This window comes from Thermonema sp. (genome assembly GCF_026003375.1).
Classification (GTDB): Bacteria; Bacteroidota; Bacteroidia; order Cytophagales; family Thermonemataceae; genus Thermonema; species Thermonema rossianum.
The window spans coordinates 403969-421301 of the sequence record NZ_BPHD01000002.1; the positions used below are offsets into that span (position 1 = coordinate 403969).

Here is a 17333-nt window from a genome sequence, read left to right on the forward strand (position 1 = left end):
GGCTCAAGGTAGTTTTTTACAAAAAACACAAAGCACATGAGCCGGAAATACTTTTCTCAAAATGATATATTGGCGATGGATGTACTCTATCGCCGTACTTTTATGAACACATTGAGCGGCTTCAAGCCGGCTTTTCTGATTGGTACCACCAACGGACAAGGCACACACAACCTGGGCACCTTCAACTCAATTGTACACATAGGGGCCAACCCACCACATATAGGTTTTATTATGCGCCCGCTGACCGTGCCACGGCATACTTACAGCAATATAGCCAACACGGGACATTACACACTCAACTTGATTACGGCCGGTTTTGTGGACAAAGCCCATCAATGTTCTGCCAAATATGCGCAAGATGAGTCTGAATTCGAAGCCACGGGACTACGACCGTGCTTCAGCGAGTCGTTCCCGGCACCTTATGTCAAAGAAGCGCCGGTAAAGATAGGGCTCCGTTTTGCAGAAAAGCACCACATTGCAAGCAACGATGTGTGGCTTATAGTAGGCGAAGTGATGGAAGTGATTCTTGAACACGACGACCTCCTGCAAAACGACGGTTTTCTTGCACTGCATGAAGTCCAAGGCGTCAGTGCTCTGGGGCTGGATGCTTATTATTTACCTGCCCCTTTGCGGCGCTTCGCCTATGCACGCCCTCACCAAAAAACAAAGCAGCTTCCTTTCAAGCAATAAAAGCATATGCAATAACACAGGCGTACATTGTCTTTTTGAGCTTCCCCTTGCCCTTTCGAGCTTCCTCCTGTCATTTCGAGTGTTAGCGGGAAATCTCTTGCAATTCTTACTTAGTGCTTGGCGGATTTGAGATTGAGATTTCTCACCTCACTGCGTGAGGTTCGAAATGACATGCTCCGCTGCATTTCGTTTGACATGACAAAAGGCTGGCTTGGTTTGATGAAGTATCTCGCTCCACTACATTGTGCTTGACATAGCGAAAAGGTGAGCTTACCTTAACTTAAGAGCGTCAAATGGCGTTCATTGGGCAGACACAACTTTAAGCCACTCTGCTAAAAGCTGTAATTGATGCCGCCACGTATGATGGGGTTGGTAGTAGGTGTATTCTCGTTTTCAATCACATTCCATAATACCATGAATTGGGCATTGATACGGTCGGTCAGCTGTTGGTTGTAACCGGCACCTACCGGCAATCCTACCACCCATGTGCGATCATAAGGCGGCAGCCCGTCGGCATCATTGGCGCGATCTTCCACATTCAGGCTTTCGAATTCAGCATGAAGAAAAAATCCTTGAAAGACGGTGTACTGCCCAAAAAGGCGTGCACCAAAGCTATATTGCGCATCCTGATTGGTGGTTTTACTGTAATTGAACACAGGTGACACCCCTACTCTTGCCTTTCCCATTTGATACCCTAAAACAGGTGCGATATCGGCATAAGTGGTGTTGTTGTCGAAGCCAACACTTACATTGCCCCCGGTATATACCTGGGCTTGGGCTAAGGAAGCCATACATACAAACAAACCCGTCAGATACAGACTTTTGCTTATCAATTTCATAGTTTTGAATAATTTGATGAAAGTCAATATATCACAATTTCCATGCAAGGCCACCATGTTTATCAGCAAGACAAAGGAATATATTTGCAAAAGCCCTAACTTTGGGGGACAATAAAATAATTCCGGAAAGCCATGTATTTTTGGTCAGCACTTTTATTTGTGGTTGTGGCAGGCTTTACCTTTTTGTGGGTGTATGCGCGCCGTCAAAGCCGCCGTTATAACGAAAGGCTTGTCCGGCAGTTTGAAGCGCTCAAAAAACAGTTTGAAAAAGCAGAGCTACAACTAAGCACACAAAGCAATGAAGTTTATCCCTTGCTCAAAACCGACATGGAAGGGCGTGCCCTCCTCATTGAGCGCACACTACGCGATAAATTCAACTTCTTTGTCATTAACTTGCATACCGGCAACCCACAAGGGGTGCACGTGCAGCTTATTCCGGAAACGCACTACCATGGTTTGAAAGAGAAGGAAAAAGAAAGCTTCTCGCTGCTTCCGGATGCCGGTTGGGCATATGTAGGGCATGCCTCACTTGCTCAAATCATAGCCAAAGACTACCTGAACCCGCTCATGCAGCAATACCCCACACTCCGGGACTTATTCAGCACCTTGGTTATTTATCAACAAGCCATTACGCTGGTTCTTTTCTCTTCTACCAAGCCCATAGCCTACGACAAGGTGTTGATGATAGGCAGCCGCCTGTGTCTGCAACTTGCCCGGCTGATAGAAGCGAACGACGCTCAAAACGAAAGCAAAGAAACGCATGGTCAAGCCTAAAAAACATTTAGGGCAGCACTTCCTGAAAGACGACAACATTGCCCGCAAAATAGCCAAGCAGTTAACAGGACATGGCAACTACCGGCAGGTGATAGAAATAGGTGCCGGTACGGGCGTGCTCAGTCGCTTTCTTTTAGAATTGCCCTATACCGTTTATCTGCTCGACATAGACCGGGAATCCATTGCCTACCTGCAAGAGCACTACCCCGGGCTGCATGCCCAAGGGCGCATTCTTTTCGATGATTTCCTTACGATGGATTTAAGTCCTTTCATACAGGAACCCGTGGCCATTGCCGGTAATTTTCCGTATAATATCTCCTCCCAAATCTTTTTCAAAGTGCTGCAACACCGTCGGCATATTCCCGAAGTAGTATGTATGATTCAAAAAGAAGTTGCCGAGCGTTTGGCTGCCCCGCCCGGCAATAAGTCTTACGGCATTTTGAGTGTGTTGCTGCAGCGTTTTTACAAGATAGAATATTGCTTCACCGTGCCTCCCCATGTGTTTCTGCCGCCGCCCAAAGTGCAGTCGGCTGTTATTCGCATGCAGGCAGCGGACACACTGCAGCCCTTACGCTGTGATGAGAAGCTTTACTTCACCATCGTGAAAGCAGCCTTCAACCAACGCCGCAAAACCTTGCGAAATGCTTTGAAGGCCTTTTTGCCCGCCGGCAAGAGCCATGATTTCCTGAGCCGGCGCGCCGAGCAGCTCTCTCCTGCCGACTTCGAAGCGCTTTGCCTGTGGCTGCAGCAACAAATCTCATAAAAGCAGCAATAAAAAAGCCTGCGGCATGAAGCCACTCAAATGAAAAAAGGAGCCGCCCTGAGGCGACTCCTGAAAAGCAGGGGTTGAGTTTCCCTTAGTTGGGGCGCTGAAGTACCTCTACCACCGGTATGGTACCTTCAATCACCACACTGCCAACATTAGCACCGGCTAAAGTATTACCATCAGAATCACTATCGCCCGGATCCTCATCTTGAAGCGTGATTTTGAAAGTAAGCTCACCGGTAGCAGCATCATAGCTCCAGCTATCGACAACTATGTTGTCAGGGTTACCAAGGTTAGAGTCATTTACATTAAGAGTTTTATAGTGAACCGTATTATTGCCTACTGGTTTACTTAGCCCCATGCCTACATAGACACTCACAGCATTTGCGGGATCTGCACTACCTAAATCATCTGTGGAAGGGAAGTTAAAGCTTATAAAGAGATAACTTTCTCCATTTGATGTATTCAACTGAATATTCAATTGGTCATTAAATGGTGCATTATTATTTTCATAACTTGCTGAAGGTGCAGATGCACGCACCAGTTCAAAGACATCATCATCAGGATCGCCACCGAAATCAGTAGTGCCATCACTTAAAGTGGCTCCTATCAGCGTAACGGTTACTCCGGGATCCCAAACGAAGTAGCCGGGATCACCATCCTGACCGGCAGGCCCTTGTGGACCTTGTGGTCCTTGTTCGCCTTGCGGACCTTGCGGTCCGGGATCGCCTTTGTCGCCTTTGGGTCCTTTGCAAGCCCCCAACACTAAAGCACCTGACAGTAACGCCAACATCAAGGTGCGCAACGAGTGTTTGAATGAACGTTTCATAGTTTTAACATTTTTAGGTAAAACATACCTAAACCATACACAAGCCAAATGCCAAAAATAAAAGGTATTGAGTGAAAGCACAGCGATACTGAGTAAACGTCCATCTTCTAAAAATCAAGATATTAAAAATCAATAAGCGTTTACCAATGCAAAGTATATGGTATAAACAGCCACACTAAAAACTACAATTATGAATCACAACTTTAAAGTAACATTACAACTATCACTCACGAAGGAAAACATCGGTATAGAGAAAATAAAGGCAAAGCTTGCCCACCTGCTCACACAAGAAGAATCCTTAAAAGAATGCTGCCGCTTGCTCAAGATAATAACCGGCACCGAAGAAGACGACTACATTGTGCTTGCCGACCGGAAAAAACAATATCGTATTCCTGCTGCCGGAATTTTGTTTGTCCGGGCTGTCAGCAATTATGTGCACATACAAATGCAAGACAAGCAATGCTTTTGCTTTGCCAAAACACTAAAAGAAGTGCAACAGCTCCTGCCCGCTTATTTTTGGCGTGTGCATCGTTCTTTTATTGTCAATAGCCAAGCCATCGTGCATGTTCAAAAAAACAAGCTGTTGCTTACTGGTGGCCGCTTGATTCCTATCGGTAAATGTTACAAAAACGACATCAAGCAACTGCTTGCCACAAATAAGCTGCAGGGTATCCGGGAAGAATGACATTATTGCACTAATAAAAAACAATCTCCCAAGCGCCAAAGGCATCCGGGAGATTCAGCTACCACTACATATATAATCCGACAAGCGGAAATCTTATTTCTGATTTAATGTTACTACAATGATAAAAGGATTATTCCGGGCGCGCAAGCACTTCTCGACGAATGCATACTTTTATACGATAAAAATATAGTTTCACTCGATTAACGTTCGTCGAATCATTCATCCACACGCATCATCACGGCGGCTACCGTGTTGTACGTATTCGGGTCAATGAGTATGGCACTGCCGGTAGCACGATTGATACGGTAATCATCAATACATAATTCTTCCGCCAGGCGCAAGCGCACACGTCCAATATCGTTCATAGCCAGAAGGGGCTGCCCTTCCACGGGCTGCAAGCTATGAATATCCGTTTTATAAACGATGTGCTCTACTTTGCATTGTATTTTTTTGCTATGGTGCTGCAACCAATATTTTCCACCTTGCATCAAAGGCTTTTGGTCGAGCCAACAGATGTCAGCTTCTACTTCATTCACTATGGCAGGCATTTGCTCCGGTTTGAAGATGTAATCGCCCCGTGAAATATCGATATCGTCTGCCAGAAGCAGGGTAGCAGACATGGGCGCTTGTGTTTCGTTGAGTGGCCGGTTGCCCAGCTCTATGCCGGTGACGGTCGTTATCATACCGGCAGGATATACCATTACCGTATCGCCTGCTTTCAACTCGCCGCTCATCATCCTGCCTGCATATCCACGATAATCATGGAAACGGTCATCTTTGGGACGAATAACATATTGCACCTGAAAGCGGGTCAGCCGGTAGTTGATATCATCGGTTACGGGCACCTCTTCGAGATGCTGCAACAAAGGCTTGCCTTCATACCAAGGCATGCGCCCCGATGGCTTCACTACATTGTCCCCTTTTAAAGCGCTCACAGGAATAAAGGTCACCTCTTGTACAGGCATGGACTGCGCCATTGCCCGGTAGTCTTCTACTATTTCTTCAAAACGCGCTTGTGAATAGTCCACCAAGTCCATTTTGTTCACACAAACCACAAAGTGAGGGATGCCCAACAGTGCCGAAATATAGCTATGGCGGCGGGTCTGCTCGGTCACGCCATGGCGGGCATCTACCAAAATAATTGCCAGTTGGCAGTTCGAAGCACCGGTTACCATATTGCGGGTGTACTGCACGTGTCCCGGTGTGTCGGCAATGATAAACTTACGTTTGGGTGTGTTGAAGTATTTGTAAGCTACATCGATGGTAATTCCTTGTTGGCGCTCATCGCGTAGCCCGTCGGTAATTAAAGACAGGTCGAGCTCATCACCGGAAAGTCCTTTATTTTTACTGGCACGGGCGATGGCTTGCATTTGGTCTTCGAGCAATGCGTGGCTGTCGTAGAGCATGCGCCCGATGAGTGTACTTTTTCCGTCATCTACGTTGCCGGCTGTCAAAAAACGAAGTATATCCATAGTTGTAATCCGGTTCAGAAGGTTTTTAATTAAAAATAGCCCTGTTTTTTGCGGTCTTCCATGGCCGCTTCCGATACTTGGTCATCTACGCGAGTGCCGCGCTCGGTGGTTTTTGCCGCTTTGATTTCTTCTATCACCTGTTCTACGGTTTCTGCCTCTGACTCAACGGCAGCCGTGCAAGTCATATCGCCTACGGTGCGGAAGCGTACTTTCTTTTCTACAATTACGTCTTGTTCATCTTTATAGATGAAGTCAGAGTTTGCCAGAAGCTGTCCGTCACGCAAGATGCACTCGCGCCGGTGTGCAAAATACAAGGAAGGCAACTCTATACCTTCGCGCAAGATATAATGCCATACATCCAGCTCCGTCCAGTTGCTGATAGGAAATACACGCATGTGCTCTCCTTTGCGTATGCTGCCGTTGTAGATATTCCATAATTCGGGACGTTGCTTTTTGGGCTGCCACTGCCCAAACTCATCGCGATGCGAAAAGATGCGCTCTTTGGCACGTGCTTTCTCTTCGTCGCGGCGTGCCCCGCCTATACAGGCATCAAAACCGTGGGCTTGGATGGTATCGAGCAATGTCACACTTTGCAAAGCATTCCGGCTGGCATATTTGCCTGTGGGCTCTACCACCTTGCCCTGGTCTATAGAGTCTTGCACATAGCCCACCACCAGGTCGGCGCCAATTTTTTCCACCAGCGCATCGCGAAAAGCAATGGCTTCGGGGAAGTTGTGGCCGGTATCTATATGCACCAAAGGGAAAGGCAATTTGCCCGGACGAAAAGCCTTTAAAGCAAGATGCACCAAGGTAATAGAGTCTTTACCACCGGAAAAAAGCAAGGCGGGGCGTTCGAATTGCCCGGCTGTTTCACGTAATATGTGGATGGCTTCAGCCTCCAGGTAGTCTAAATAATCGAAGTATTTCATGGCATTGAGCAGTTAAAAAGGTCAAAAAAATAAGACTAACGAGCGTGTAAGCCGCACTCTTTGTGGCTTTGCTCCCACCACCAGCGTCCGGCGCGAATGTCCTCACCGGGGGCAACGGCGCGCGTACACGGCTGACAGCCAATGCTTAAAAATCCTTGGTCGAAGAGTGGGTTGTAAGGGATATTGTGCTCTTTTACAAAAGCCTCTACTTGTGGGGTTGTCCAGTGCAATAAGGGCTGATATTTTACCATTTGGCGGCTTTCGTCCCATTCTATCAAGCGCATATTGCTGCGCAGCGGCGAATGCTCGGCTCTGATGCCGGTAATCCAGCAAGCTACGCCCTTCAACGCCCGGTTGAGCGGCAATACCTTACGAATAAAGCAGCACTCTTTTCTGTTTTCCACCGACTCATAAAAACTAAACATGCCTTTTTCATTGACCATGCGCTCCACTTCTTCCTGCGGTGGGAAATACACTTCTATGGTCTTACCATACTTCTTGCGGGTGCGCTCCAGCGTTTCATAAGTTTGAGGAAACAAACGCCCCGTGTCGAGTGTAAACACCCGGATAGGCAGGTCGTGGCTGAAGATGAGGTGCGTAATGATTTGGTCTTCCAGGCTCAGGCTGGTAGAAAAAGCCACGCGCTCCTTAAAAGCCTCACTTAGTTCTCGTAAGGTGGCCACGATGTCTTGTTCATGCAGGCAAGCTTCTGCTTTTTTCATTAATTCATTCATAGCCCGTGCGGTTTTGTAGATTGCAAATATACAAGAATAAAACAAATTAAGGTCTCATAATGAGACCTTAAAAGCAGTTAAATATCAAAAAAATACAAAAATGTTCATATTATTGTTTTTTCCTGAATGGCATAGGATGTTTCAGGTTTTTATACTGCTCAATATCCACCTCCACGGCACCAATCAGCAGTTCGGCAGCAATTTTCACAGGGATTTGGTTCTTGTCTGACGAAATCCACATTTTCACGGGGTGGGTACCTTTGAAGAGTTCATTGGGCGGCATGACGGGCGAGAGCACATGGCAGTCTATCCATCCAAATTTGGTTTCTACCTCTTCCGTGCCCAAGTAAATGACTGCCAAGTCGTAGATATCGTCTTCCAAGATGCCCGGAATGCGCAAAGTATCCCCTTTTTGATATTGGCTGAAATCCAGTGTACGCACATAATAAAAACCGCTCACCAGGTCTTGCACATAAGGGGGCGTTTTCACCACCGATACACCGTTTTCATCTTTTACTTTTGCCAGACGTTTCAAAGGGTAAAACTGCGTGGTTTCTTCTTTTTTATAGTTGCCCTCTTGTATGTTCCGGTAAAAGCGATGCGGGGCAATGGCTGCCGTATCGATATAAGAGCGCCAAAAGTCGCGTATTCGAGTAACCATTTCCAGCCCTCCGATGCTCTTACCATATACATCGACCCGGTAACAGGGGCGCCCATTGACAGAATATAACTTTTTGCTCATTTCAATGTGCGCCGTACCGGCATTCACAAACATATAGTGCACCAAATAATCGATTTCTTCTCCGGCTTGAAAGGCGTCGTGCTGTACTACACGGTAACTTTCTTTCCAGCTTGCCGCTGCCAGCAGCACCCACAAAAGCCCCAAGGATATTAACTTTTTCATAGCATTTTACTTTGTTCTAATTTATTCATTTTCAAAGATTGTACCAAGCCGGCATTTCTAAATTTTTAGTTTTTAAAATGTTGTATCATAGCAGCAATGTCCCGGTGAAACTTTTCGCGAAAAAGCTGCTGCAGTGTATCTTGATACCTGTAATAACGAAGCAAATCACATAATTCCACATTGTTAAAAACCGGTGGATGCGCCCGCATACGCTCCAGTATGGATGGGCTCAAAGGCAATGCAAGCAATGCCTTTTGCAATTGTGCATAAAACAATGTCTTGGTTTTCTGCTTCTCTTCATTGCTGAGGGCACGAAAGCCTTCGCTGCGATACAGACTATCCAAAGTCTGCGCTTGTTGTAAAAGGCAAGCGGTATAAAGCGCCCGGTCGTGCAAACGGCGCACATAGTCTTGATAAACAAAACTGTGCTTGCCGTAGTGCTGTGCCAGGAAGCGTTTAGCCCCTTCTTGCCCTACAAAGGAAGCGAGGTTTTCGTTGAATTCCACACTATCGGCTAAGTAAACGCTTGCATGCGTGAGCTCGTGAATGATGAGCTCCGCCAATTCGCCTTCTTCGCGTGCCGTCATGGAAGACAACACCGGATCACTCAATATGCCCAAGGTGGACCACGCAGCTACTTCGCCAATAGACACTTCGTAGCCTTCGGCAGCCAAGCGGGCAGAGTCTTGCTCGGCATAGCGGCGCTCAAAGTGTCCTTTGTACGAAACCCGGCCCAGCACAGGAAAGTGCCAGTAGTAGTAATCCAAAGCATAGGGCGGTGCCGCAGTTACCACCCACAAGACCGCTTTTCCCTGCGTATCATAAAAAGTACGGTAGTTGTCTGTGGGCATCAGCCCCAGTTGTGTTTCCGCAAAGCGTTTGATTTCTCCTATCAGATGCAAACGATAGCGCACCACCGGCGGCAGCGTGTCGCTTTTCCACACTTCTTCAAGGGGGACCGTATGCCATAAGATACGCAGCTGCCCTTTCAACTGGCGCCAACCATAGGGCAATAAAGGGGCATAATACAGCAACACCATGCCTGACAGCCCCACAAGCAACCACAGACTACGCAGCAGCCATTTCTTTATGTTCTTCACAAGCTTTGTAATTTTGAGAAAAAGAAGATAATCAATTTTTACGATGAGAAACTACCGCCGGCGTCCCCCACGTACCATCCCCTTCGACGAAGTATATGCCAAGGCTTGCCGCTATTGCGCCTATCAAGAGCGCGCCCCGCGCGAAGTGGAGCAGTTTCTCAAAGACAAATTCACCCTTTCCGAGCAAGAGCGGCGCCAATGTATAGAGATGCTTATGGACGACGGCTTTCTCGATGAACGGCGTTTCGCATGCCTTTATGCACAAAGCAAATTCAGACAAAAACAATGGGGCAAACAAAAAATAGCCTTCCATCTAAGGCAAAAAGGCATCGATGAAACGCTGATTGCCGAAGCACTTGACGGCATAGAGCCGGAGCAGTACGAGCGCTGTTTGCATCAACTGCTTCAACAAAAAGCAGCACAACTCGAAAAAACAGAGACCGACGGCCGGAAACGGAAGGCTAAACTCATCCGTTATGCCCAACAAAAGGGATATGAGATGGATTTCATACAAAAGCTACTGCAGGCTTTAGGAAATTAATGTTACTTTTGCTTTGAAGTACGGGCATTCTGCCCGGCTGAAATTCAATTCAAATGTTTCAATGTAATTTAAAACAACTGCCATGAACATAGGAGACCGCGTACGCCTGCTGCACGACAACATGGAAGGCGTCGTAGTGAAAATACAGGGCAACATTGCCGAAGTAGAAATTGAAGATGGTTTCATTATTCCTGTGGCAGCCAATGAGCTGGTACTCATTGCAGGCGAAGAAAATGAATATTTCGACAAGCCGGCACCTGCCAAAAGCAGCCGCCCGGCAAGCGAAAAAAGGGCTTCACAAGAAGGGAGCAAGCAGCAAAGCGGCGGCACCGAATCACCGCTTTACAGCTATAAAGGGTTGTATCTGGCTTTTATTCCCACCAATGACCGTTTATATCAGCTGTACTTCATCAACAATACCGACTGGACTACGCCTTATGCCGTAAGCAAAGAGCAAAATGGCAATCATATGGGCGTGGCAGGCGGTGTATTGGGAGCACGGCAATATGCCCGTATCGATGAGGTAAACATTGAACAGTTCGATAAGTGGGGCATCTACTATTTTCAAGTGTTGCTCTTCCGCCAAGGCTACTATCCTTTGCCGCAGCCTTTGCTGCGCAAGTTACAGTTCCGGGCTTCGACCTTCTTCAAGGCATCGCAAATAGCACCGGTGCTTGATAAACAAGGCTATGTTTTTCAGCTGGACAAAGATTTTCAATGGAAGGCTACCGAGTGGGAAGTCAGCCGTGCCATCGATGCCCAGCAGATTACTCACAACCTTTTGAAGCAAGACCAAGCCGGGCAAAGCCATGTGACGGTAGAAACGCCCGAATATGAAGTGGATTTACACATAGAAAAGCTGCTGCCCGAGCACAAAGGCATGAGCCCCGAAGCCATCTTCGCCTATCAATTGGATGTGTTCGAAAGAAAGCTCGATGCGGCCATTGCTTCCGGCATGACGGAAATCATCTTTATTCATGGAGTAGGCAACGGCAAGTTGCGCGACGCCATTCAGAAAAGAGCAAGCGGGCACCCACAGGTAGAGTACTTTCAGGACGCGCACAAGGAAAAGTTCGGATATGGTGCCACGTTCATTAAATTAAAAAGCAAATAACGGAACATGCAGTTCTTTCTGGGCATTGGCGCTATTCTCTTTTGTATTGGCTTGGGCATTGTGCTCACCAAGCGGCAGGCAGTCATGTGGCTGGTGGGCATAGAACTCATGCTCAATGCCGCGAATATCAACCTGGTGGTGTTCTCTAAACTGTATGACCCCACCAATCAGCTCTTTGCTCTTTTTGTTATGGTGATTGCCGTTGCAGAAGCCTGCATCATCTTGGCACTGCTGTTGATGTTATACAAACAACACAAACACACGAATATAGATCAACTGAACGAACTCAAGCACTGATGGAGCTTATCCACAGCTTATGGCTTTTGCTTTTGATGCCTTTGGCATGGGGCATCTTGTTGCTGGTGCAGCCTTTTGCCCGGGCGCGCGTCGATGGCGTGGTGTCGGTGGTGCTCTATGGCGGTCTGAGCACGGCAGGCTGGTTGCTCTTACGAAGCACCGGCCAAGTGCCCGGCACGGTCATTGAGCTGCCCGTTCACTGGCAGTTGCTCAAAAACTATTCCGTCAACAGCGGCATTTATATTGACTACCCCACCGCCTGGATGGTCTTTATCGTGGGCTTGGTGGGGAGCTGCGTAGCGCTTTACTCTTGTCGCTATATGCAAGAAGAAACCCACCGGAGCCGCTATTTTGCCTACTTATCGCTTTTTGTGTTCGCCATGCTGGGCATCGTGCTTGTGCGCGATTTGCTGCTCATTTACGTAGGTTGGGAGCTGGTGGGGCTCTGTTCTTACCTGCTCATCGGCTTTTGGCACGAAAGAAGCGAAGCACGCAGAGCAGCCTTGCAGGCTTTTGTTACCAACCGCCTGGGCGATGCGGCTTTCGTAGTAGGCATTGGGGCTTGCCTGCTGCTGACCGGCAGCACCGACCTGCTTCAAATGCAACAAACTTTGCCTTGGTGGGCGGCATTGTGTCTGTTTGGGGGCACCATGGGCAAGTCGGCGCAGTTTCCACTGCACTTCTGGCTTCCCGACGCCATGGCAGGACCTACCCCCGCTTCGGCGCTCATACATGCGGCAACCATGGTGGCGGCCGGCGTGTACTTGCTGTTTCGCCTGCACCCCCTTTTCCCTGACAGCACCTTGCTCGTCATTGCCGGCTTGGCTCTGATAACCATACTGTGGAGTGCCCTGCTGGCTTGTGTTCAAAAAGACATGAAGCGCGTGCTTGCCTACTCTACGGTATCTCAACTGGGCTATATGATTCTGGCAATTGCGCTGCACAACCCGGCCGGTGGTTTTGCACACCTGCTCACTCATGCGTTTTTTAAAGCCGGCTTGTTTTTGTCGGTAGGGGCGGTTATTTACTACCTGCATCACTGGCAAGAAAAGAAGGGGCTACACTTCGATGCACAGAATATGTTTTTAACCGGTGGATGGGCACACCGCGCCCTTTGGTTGGCAATACCCTATGGCATATTGGCTGCCGCCCTTGCCGGCTTTCCACTGACTGCCGGCGCCCTGAGCAAAGAAAACATCATCATGAGCGTGTGGGCGTCCCATGTACGCTTTGGTCAGGTTGCTTATTATTTGGGCAGTGGTGCCATCTTGGGCGCTTTACTCACGGCTTTTTACATGGGGCGCCAAACCGGCCTGATTTGGTTGCGACCGGCGCCACCTGAACAAGCGGCCGGCTTTCCGGCTCAGCCCCATGCTACCTTTAGCATTCCACTTGCCTTGTTATCAATCGGGAGTTTATGGTTTTGGTGGAGCCCCAACCCCATGTCATTGGAAGCCGGCGCCATTTGGCAACGCCTGAAAGCCCCTGAAGCTTCCCTGCCACATGCTATAGGCTACCTTACAAGCGCAGGTGCTTTGTTTATGTTTGCTCTGGGCGCATGGCTTTATGGATTTTCCCCCAAAGGAAGAACGGCACACAACGAGCCCTATTTACAACCCCTTGCCCGTTTGCTCTACCGTTTTTGCTGCTTACAAGACCGTGTCATTCGTTACTTGATGGATGTAGCAAAGCCAAACGAGCAAACGGAGAGCGTATGGCTGCAAGACCGCCTTACAGCATGGGGACTGAAACTATGCAGGGCAGCCCACCAATTCGACAGTAAAGGCATTGACCGGCTCATCAATGGTTTGGGCAAAATCACGGTGGTAGCTGCCCATGTGATTGCCTGGACAGACCGCCAAATCGTCGATGGCATGGTAAAAGCCATAGCAGGCATGGCACGCTTGGCTGCCTACATAGGTAGCCGCCTGCAAAGCGGTATTTTACAAGAATACGCTTGGATAGCCATCGTTGCGCTGGCGCTGATTGTCTTAGGAGTTGCAATATAGATTGGATATTGGCTTATGAGTCAACACGAAGATAGAGTATGGATGCAACGTGCCCTGCAACTGGCTACTTATGGCAAAGGGCAAGTAGCCCCTAACCCATTGGTAGGCAGTGTAGTGGTTCATCAAGGGCGTATCCTTGGCGAAGGATGGCATCAGCGATATGGTGAAGCACATGCCGAAGTAAATGCCCTGCGACAAGTGAGCAACGAAGCGCTCTTAAGAGAAAGCACGGTATATGTCAACTTAGAGCCATGTGCTCATTTCGGGAAAACGCCCCCTTGCGCCCGCCTGCTGGTGGAAAAGCAAGTGCGCCGTGTGGTGGTGTCCAACTTGGACCCCAACCCATTGGTGGCAGGCAAAGGCATCGAGATGCTGCGGGCGGCAGGCATAGAAGTAACAACGGGCGTTTGCCAAGAAGCCGGCTATTGGCTCAACCGCCGTTTTTTTACTTTCATGACTCAACGGCGCCCGTATATCGTTTTAAAGTGGGCGCAAAGCAGTGACGGCTATTTAGCCCCTTTGCCCCCTGCGCCTTTATGGATGACCGGCAAACGAAGCAAACAGCTGGTGCACCGCTGGCGTACGGAAGAAAGTGCTATTCTGGCAGGTAAAAACACCTTGCTTACCGATAATCCACAATTGACGGCCCGCCTTTGGCATGGGAAACAACCTCTGCGCATAGTCATAGACCGCCAAGGGCAGTTGCCGCCCTCTCTCAAGGTGTTTGACCGGCAAGCCCCCACGCTTTACTTCGGTCCTCAACAGGGCGCCGCACGCCCTCTTCCCGGGCATATTGAACACTGCACCATTCCTGCTGCCGAAGCCCAAAGCCATACGACCCTTTTGGCTTTCGTGCTCGAGGAGTGTTACCGGCGCGGCATTCAATCCATTTTTGTGGAAGGGGGCAAACAGACCTTGGAAACATTTTTAAAGATGGGCTGTTGGGACGAACTGCGTCTTTTCATTGCGCCCTGCTTGCTGCAACACGGACTTGCAGCCCCCACCCTGCCGCCGGGCGCACGTCTGTTAGACTGCCAAGAAATAGATGGGGACCTGCTTTTGTTTTATTCAAACCCTAAAAACCCTTACCATGCGCAATATCATTCTTCATATACCTAATATGCTTACGCTAAGCAATGCCTTTTTTGGCTGCTTGGCCTTAGCAGCTCTTTATCAGGGCGCCCCTTATGAATCTGCTGCTTGGTGGATTGCCCTCGGTGCCCTCTGTGATTTTTTGGACGGTGCCGTTGCTCGAGCGCTCAAAGTGAGTTCGCCGCTCGGCAAAGAGCTGGACTCACTGGCCGATATGGTAACGTTTGGTGTAGTGCCTGCCTCTGTTGCTTTTCGCATGCTTCAAAATGCCGGTTTTGCATGGGCATCGCTGGCTTTTCTTATTGCAGCAGCTTCGGCACTGCGCCTGGCACGCTTCAATTTAGACGAACGCCAAACCAACCACTTCATCGGCGTGCCCACCCCCGCCAATACCCTCTTTTGGATTGGCCTTCCCTTTCTCTTACGACAATTCACGCCGTCGCATCATGCTACTGTCGCTGTCTTACTGCTACTGGTGGTTTTAAGCAGTTACTGGCTGTTGGCACCTTGGGCTTTGCTTTCTCTCAAATTCAAAAATTTATCTTGGCACGATAACCGCATTCGATACATTTTTGTAGTTTTGAGTATCCTTTGCCTCCTACTCTTGCAATGGAGCGGACTATCTCTCCTTATCGTTCTTTATGTGCTTTTATCTTGGTTATTTTTCTCTCCAAAACAATAGTTTAGTATGAAATTTGTAGCAGAAGTAAACGTGATGCCCAAAAAAGAATTGCTTGACCCACAAGGGAAAGCCGTTAAATTGGGCTTGAAACATTTACACATTGAAGGTGTGAAAGATGTGAGAATAGGCAAGCATATTGTATTGACTTTTGAAGCGGAAACCCCCGAGCAAGCGCGTGAAATTGTCGATACGGCTTGCCAAAAACTATTAGCGAATGTTATCATGGAAGATTACAGCTTCGAAATCAAGGAGCTTCAAGAAGCACTTAAAAAATAAAAACACAACAAGGCTTGGCAGTTGCTTGGCTGCTTTTTTGTTTTGTCTTTTCCTTTGCTTGCCGGATGCACACGCTCAGCGTGTCGTACCGTCAGATACCATTTCTTCGCATGAAGCGGTACTGCATGTGGGCGAAGAAGTGGTTGTGAAAGGCGTCATTGCACAGGTGGTAATACCGGCCAAAGACACACCGGGGCGTCCTGTATTCCTGAACATGGGGCGCCCATATCCTTACCAAGACATGACCTTGGTTGTATGGCGCGAACAGCTGCCAAAGTCTTACAAAAAATACAAATGGACTGCCTTGGAAGGAAAAGAAGTGTGTGTTACCGGAAAAATGCGTATTTATAAAAACAACCCGGAAATTCACATTTACCATCCTCGCCAAATTCACATTATAGATAAACAGTAATTCAAAGAGTGAAAAAGTAACAGCCATGAAAAAAATAGTTGGTATTATTGTAATGCTGGCAATAGCCTTCCATTTTTCTGCCTGCAAAAAAGTAATAGAAGACCTGCTTACATTTAACATCGATTACAGCAGCAGCTTCACCGTGCCTTCTGCCATAGGCGTCAATACACCATTCAACGTGCCTACGCCCCCCGTACAGACCAATGCCTCGCAAAAGTTTCAAAACAACGGCACCAGCAAGGATAAGGTCAAAAACATCATTCTGAAAAAACTCACCTTGACCATCACCAGTCCTTCGCAGGCCAACTTCAGCATGTTTAAAAGCATCAAGCTTTATATATCGGCTTCGGGGCAGCCGAAAAAGCTGCTGGCTGAGAGCGGCGAAATCTCTACTTCTGCCGGCAAAACCCTCACGCTCACTCCTACCCCCGACAACTTGGACAACTACGTAAAACAAGATGAGTTTGAAGTGGAAGCAGAAGTAATCATGCGCGAAGCGCCTTTATATGAAATAGATTTCCGTGCCGATATGACCTTTCAAGTAACCGCAGATCCTTTATAAAAAACTATGCGCATCAGTTACAACGCCCCGGTTATTTTAACTTTTACCTTCATGGCTGCCGGCATCCGCCTGCTTTGTGACTGGATGCCGGGGCTCATCAACTATTTCATTGCCCCCCCTGTCTTCAATGTGTCGTGGACCCAATACCTGGCATTCGTTACCCATATGCTGGGGCATGGCAGCTGGGAACACTACTTCGGCAACTTCTCTCTTATGCTGTTGATAGGTCCCATCTTGGAAGAAAAGTACGGCTCCAAGCGCTTGCTGTATATGATACTGATTACCGCCTTGCTTGGGGGCGTGCTTAATGCCACCTTTTTCGATACGGGGCTTATCGGTGCCAGTGGCATTGTGTTCATGATGATGGTATTGGCCTCTTTCGTAAACGTGCGCAGGGGCACCCTGCCTCTCACCTTCCTGTTGGTATTGATACTTTACATAGGGCAGGAGGTCGTGCAGGCGTTTTCCGACGATAATATTTCACAGTTTGCACACATTATGGGGGGCGGTGCAGGCGCCCTGTTCGGTTTCATGATTCCTCCCAAAGGTAGCAACAAGCCCACCCCGCCGGTTTTGTAACTTTCGCTTTGTTTTTGCTTTTTGGTCATTTTTAAACGGTCTTTAAA

General features: G+C 48.3%; 21 protein-coding genes. 14 read left to right on the top strand and 7 right to left on the bottom strand.

All coding sequences use genetic code 11. From position 1 onward, the window contains the following. Window positions 1-36 precede the first annotated feature (36 nt). Complete coding sequence (locus QVE43_RS06805; RefSeq protein ID WP_288005447.1) at window positions 37-690, top strand: flavin reductase family protein; 654 nt, start codon at window positions 37-39, stop codon at window positions 688-690. A gap of 332 nt (window positions 691-1022) precedes the next feature. Here the strand turns inward: QVE43_RS06805 and QVE43_RS06810 are convergent, their stop codons facing one another. Beyond that, the gene (locus QVE43_RS06810) at window positions 1023-1529 is read right to left on the bottom strand and encodes a hypothetical protein (RefSeq protein WP_288005449.1); all 507 of its coding nucleotides are present in this window, start codon (window positions 1527-1529) and stop codon (window positions 1023-1025) included. A 132-nt stretch (window positions 1530-1661) separates the two neighbouring features. Between QVE43_RS06810 and QVE43_RS06815 the strand changes: the two genes are divergently transcribed. Then, entirely contained in the window at window positions 1662-2303 is a 642-nt protein-coding gene (locus tag QVE43_RS06815; RefSeq protein WP_288005451.1) for a hypothetical protein, read from the top strand. Continuing rightward, window positions 2290-3066: a 16S rRNA (adenine(1518)-N(6)/adenine(1519)-N(6))-dimethyltransferase RsmA gene (gene rsmA / locus QVE43_RS06820; RefSeq protein WP_288005453.1), complete on the top strand. Its 777-nt coding sequence runs from the start codon at window positions 2290-2292 to the stop codon at window positions 3064-3066. Before QVE43_RS06815 ends, rsmA begins: the two co-directional genes overlap by 14 nt. A gap of 94 nt (window positions 3067-3160) precedes the next feature. On the opposite strand, the gene QVE43_RS06825 is transcribed toward rsmA, so the two are convergent. Continuing rightward, window positions 3161-3898: a hypothetical protein gene (locus QVE43_RS06825; protein ID WP_288005455.1), complete on the bottom strand. Its 738-nt coding sequence runs from the start codon at window positions 3896-3898 to the stop codon at window positions 3161-3163. A gap of 190 nt (window positions 3899-4088) precedes the next feature. Here QVE43_RS06825 and QVE43_RS06830 point away from each other — a divergent pair, with 190 nt between their 5' ends. Further along, complete coding sequence (locus QVE43_RS06830; RefSeq protein WP_288005458.1) at window positions 4089-4583, top strand: LytTR family DNA-binding domain-containing protein; 495 nt, start codon at window positions 4089-4091, stop codon at window positions 4581-4583. Between the two features lie 215 nt (window positions 4584-4798). On the opposite strand, the gene QVE43_RS06835 is transcribed toward QVE43_RS06830, so the two are convergent. The 5 genes from QVE43_RS06835 to QVE43_RS06855 all read right to left on the bottom strand — a co-directional run bounded on the left by QVE43_RS06835 (window position 4799) and on the right by QVE43_RS06855 (window position 9722). Continuing rightward, window positions 4799-6055 carry a sulfate adenylyltransferase subunit 1 gene (locus QVE43_RS06835; protein WP_288005460.1) on the bottom strand — a complete coding sequence of 419 codons (1257 nt, stop codon included), beginning with the start codon at window positions 6053-6055 and terminating at the stop codon, window positions 4799-4801. A 29-nt stretch (window positions 6056-6084) separates the two neighbouring features. Next, complete coding sequence (gene cysD, locus QVE43_RS06840; RefSeq protein WP_038028606.1) at window positions 6085-6984, bottom strand: sulfate adenylyltransferase subunit CysD; 900 nt, start codon at window positions 6982-6984, stop codon at window positions 6085-6087. Between the two features lie 35 nt (window positions 6985-7019). Next, window positions 7020-7718, bottom strand: a complete 699-nt coding sequence (locus tag QVE43_RS06845; RefSeq protein ID WP_288005463.1) for a phosphoadenylyl-sulfate reductase — start codon at window positions 7716-7718, stop codon at window positions 7020-7022. Between the two features lie 109 nt (window positions 7719-7827). Continuing rightward, the gene (locus QVE43_RS06850) at window positions 7828-8622 is read right to left on the bottom strand and encodes a DUF3108 domain-containing protein (protein WP_288005464.1); all 795 of its coding nucleotides are present in this window, start codon (window positions 8620-8622) and stop codon (window positions 7828-7830) included. 65 nt (window positions 8623-8687) lie between these two features. Further along, the gene (locus tag QVE43_RS06855) at window positions 8688-9722 is read right to left on the bottom strand and encodes an aminopeptidase (RefSeq protein ID WP_288005467.1); all 1035 of its coding nucleotides are present in this window, start codon (window positions 9720-9722) and stop codon (window positions 8688-8690) included. A 43-nt stretch (window positions 9723-9765) separates the two neighbouring features. On the opposite strand from QVE43_RS06855, the gene QVE43_RS06860 reads away from it, so the two are divergent. The 10 genes from QVE43_RS06860 to QVE43_RS06905 all read left to right on the top strand — a co-directional run bounded on the left by QVE43_RS06860 (window position 9766) and on the right by QVE43_RS06905 (window position 17286). Continuing rightward, window positions 9766-10263, top strand: a complete 498-nt coding sequence (locus QVE43_RS06860) for a regulatory protein RecX (RefSeq protein WP_288005470.1) — start codon at window positions 9766-9768, stop codon at window positions 10261-10263. 82 nt (window positions 10264-10345) lie between these two features. Continuing rightward, the gene (locus QVE43_RS06865) at window positions 10346-11377 is read left to right on the top strand and encodes a Smr/MutS family protein (protein ID WP_288005473.1); all 1032 of its coding nucleotides are present in this window, start codon (window positions 10346-10348) and stop codon (window positions 11375-11377) included. A gap of 6 nt (window positions 11378-11383) precedes the next feature. Next, complete coding sequence (nuoK, locus tag QVE43_RS06870) at window positions 11384-11674, top strand: NADH-quinone oxidoreductase subunit NuoK (RefSeq protein WP_288005475.1); 291 nt, start codon at window positions 11384-11386, stop codon at window positions 11672-11674. After that, window positions 11674-13683 carry an NADH-quinone oxidoreductase subunit L gene (locus QVE43_RS06875; RefSeq protein ID WP_288005477.1) on the top strand — a complete coding sequence of 670 codons (2010 nt, stop codon included), beginning with the start codon at window positions 11674-11676 and terminating at the stop codon, window positions 13681-13683. Before nuoK ends, QVE43_RS06875 begins: the two co-directional genes overlap by 1 nt. A gap of 15 nt (window positions 13684-13698) precedes the next feature. Beyond that, a complete protein-coding gene (gene ribD, locus QVE43_RS06880; protein WP_288005479.1) occupies window positions 13699-14802 on the top strand; it encodes a bifunctional diaminohydroxyphosphoribosylaminopyrimidine deaminase/5-amino-6-(5-phosphoribosylamino)uracil reductase RibD in 1104 nt (367 codons plus the stop codon). Next, window positions 14774-15457, top strand: a complete 684-nt coding sequence (pssA, locus tag QVE43_RS06885) for a CDP-diacylglycerol--serine O-phosphatidyltransferase (RefSeq protein WP_288005481.1) — start codon at window positions 14774-14776, stop codon at window positions 15455-15457. The genes ribD and pssA overlap by 29 nt, the downstream gene beginning before the upstream one ends. A 6-nt stretch (window positions 15458-15463) precedes the next feature. Further along, window positions 15464-15733 (top strand): phosphoribosylformylglycinamidine synthase subunit PurS, encoded by a 270-nt coding sequence (gene purS / locus QVE43_RS06890; RefSeq protein ID WP_288005483.1) that lies wholly within the window; start codon window positions 15464-15466, stop codon window positions 15731-15733. A 25-nt stretch (window positions 15734-15758) separates the two neighbouring features. After that, complete coding sequence (locus QVE43_RS06895) at window positions 15759-16145, top strand: hypothetical protein (protein ID WP_038028590.1); 387 nt, start codon at window positions 15759-15761, stop codon at window positions 16143-16145. A 25-nt stretch (window positions 16146-16170) separates the two neighbouring features. Then, window positions 16171-16707 (top strand): hypothetical protein, encoded by a 537-nt coding sequence (locus QVE43_RS06900; protein WP_288005486.1) that lies wholly within the window; start codon window positions 16171-16173, stop codon window positions 16705-16707. 6 nt (window positions 16708-16713) lie between these two features. After that, the gene (locus tag QVE43_RS06905; protein ID WP_288005488.1) at window positions 16714-17286 is read left to right on the top strand and encodes a rhomboid family intramembrane serine protease; all 573 of its coding nucleotides are present in this window, start codon (window positions 16714-16716) and stop codon (window positions 17284-17286) included. Window positions 17287-17333 lie beyond the last annotated feature (47 nt).

What these genes read in the sequence shown, in the direction of transcription:
- QVE43_RS06805 (WP_288005447.1), top strand. Translation starts at nt 37, where the DNA reads ATGAGCCGGAAATACTTTTCTCAAAATGATATATTGGCGATGGATGTA.
- QVE43_RS06810 (WP_288005449.1), bottom strand. Translation starts at nt 1,529, where the DNA reads ATGAAATTGATAAGCAAAAGTCTGTATCTGACGGGTTTGTTTGTATGT.
- QVE43_RS06815 (WP_288005451.1), top strand. Translation starts at nt 1,662, where the DNA reads ATGTATTTTTGGTCAGCACTTTTATTTGTGGTTGTGGCAGGCTTTACC.
- rsmA (WP_288005453.1), top strand. Translation starts at nt 2,290, where the DNA reads ATGGTCAAGCCTAAAAAACATTTAGGGCAGCACTTCCTGAAAGACGAC.
- QVE43_RS06825 (WP_288005455.1), bottom strand. Translation starts at nt 3,898, where the DNA reads ATGAAACGTTCATTCAAACACTCGTTGCGCACCTTGATGTTGGCGTTA.
- QVE43_RS06830 (WP_288005458.1), top strand. Translation starts at nt 4,089, where the DNA reads ATGAATCACAACTTTAAAGTAACATTACAACTATCACTCACGAAGGAA.
- QVE43_RS06835 (WP_288005460.1), bottom strand. Translation starts at nt 6,055, where the DNA reads ATGGATATACTTCGTTTTTTGACAGCCGGCAACGTAGATGACGGAAAA.
- cysD (WP_038028606.1), bottom strand. Translation starts at nt 6,984, where the DNA reads ATGAAATACTTCGATTATTTAGACTACCTGGAGGCTGAAGCCATCCAC.
- QVE43_RS06845 (WP_288005463.1), bottom strand. Translation starts at nt 7,718, where the DNA reads ATGAATGAATTAATGAAAAAAGCAGAAGCTTGCCTGCATGAACAAGAC.
- QVE43_RS06850 (WP_288005464.1), bottom strand. Translation starts at nt 8,622, where the DNA reads ATGAAAAAGTTAATATCCTTGGGGCTTTTGTGGGTGCTGCTGGCAGCG.
- QVE43_RS06860 (WP_288005470.1), top strand. Translation starts at nt 9,766, where the DNA reads ATGAGAAACTACCGCCGGCGTCCCCCACGTACCATCCCCTTCGACGAA.
- QVE43_RS06865 (WP_288005473.1), top strand. Translation starts at nt 10,346, where the DNA reads ATGAACATAGGAGACCGCGTACGCCTGCTGCACGACAACATGGAAGGC.
- nuoK (WP_288005475.1), top strand. Translation starts at nt 11,384, where the DNA reads ATGCAGTTCTTTCTGGGCATTGGCGCTATTCTCTTTTGTATTGGCTTG.
- QVE43_RS06875 (WP_288005477.1), top strand. Translation starts at nt 11,674, where the DNA reads ATGGAGCTTATCCACAGCTTATGGCTTTTGCTTTTGATGCCTTTGGCA.
- ribD (WP_288005479.1), top strand. Translation starts at nt 13,699, where the DNA reads ATGAGTCAACACGAAGATAGAGTATGGATGCAACGTGCCCTGCAACTG.
- pssA (WP_288005481.1), top strand. Translation starts at nt 14,774, where the DNA reads ATGCGCAATATCATTCTTCATATACCTAATATGCTTACGCTAAGCAAT.
- purS (WP_288005483.1), top strand. Translation starts at nt 15,464, where the DNA reads ATGAAATTTGTAGCAGAAGTAAACGTGATGCCCAAAAAAGAATTGCTT.
- QVE43_RS06900 (WP_288005486.1), top strand. Translation starts at nt 16,171, where the DNA reads ATGAAAAAAATAGTTGGTATTATTGTAATGCTGGCAATAGCCTTCCAT.
- QVE43_RS06905 (WP_288005488.1), top strand. Translation starts at nt 16,714, where the DNA reads ATGCGCATCAGTTACAACGCCCCGGTTATTTTAACTTTTACCTTCATG.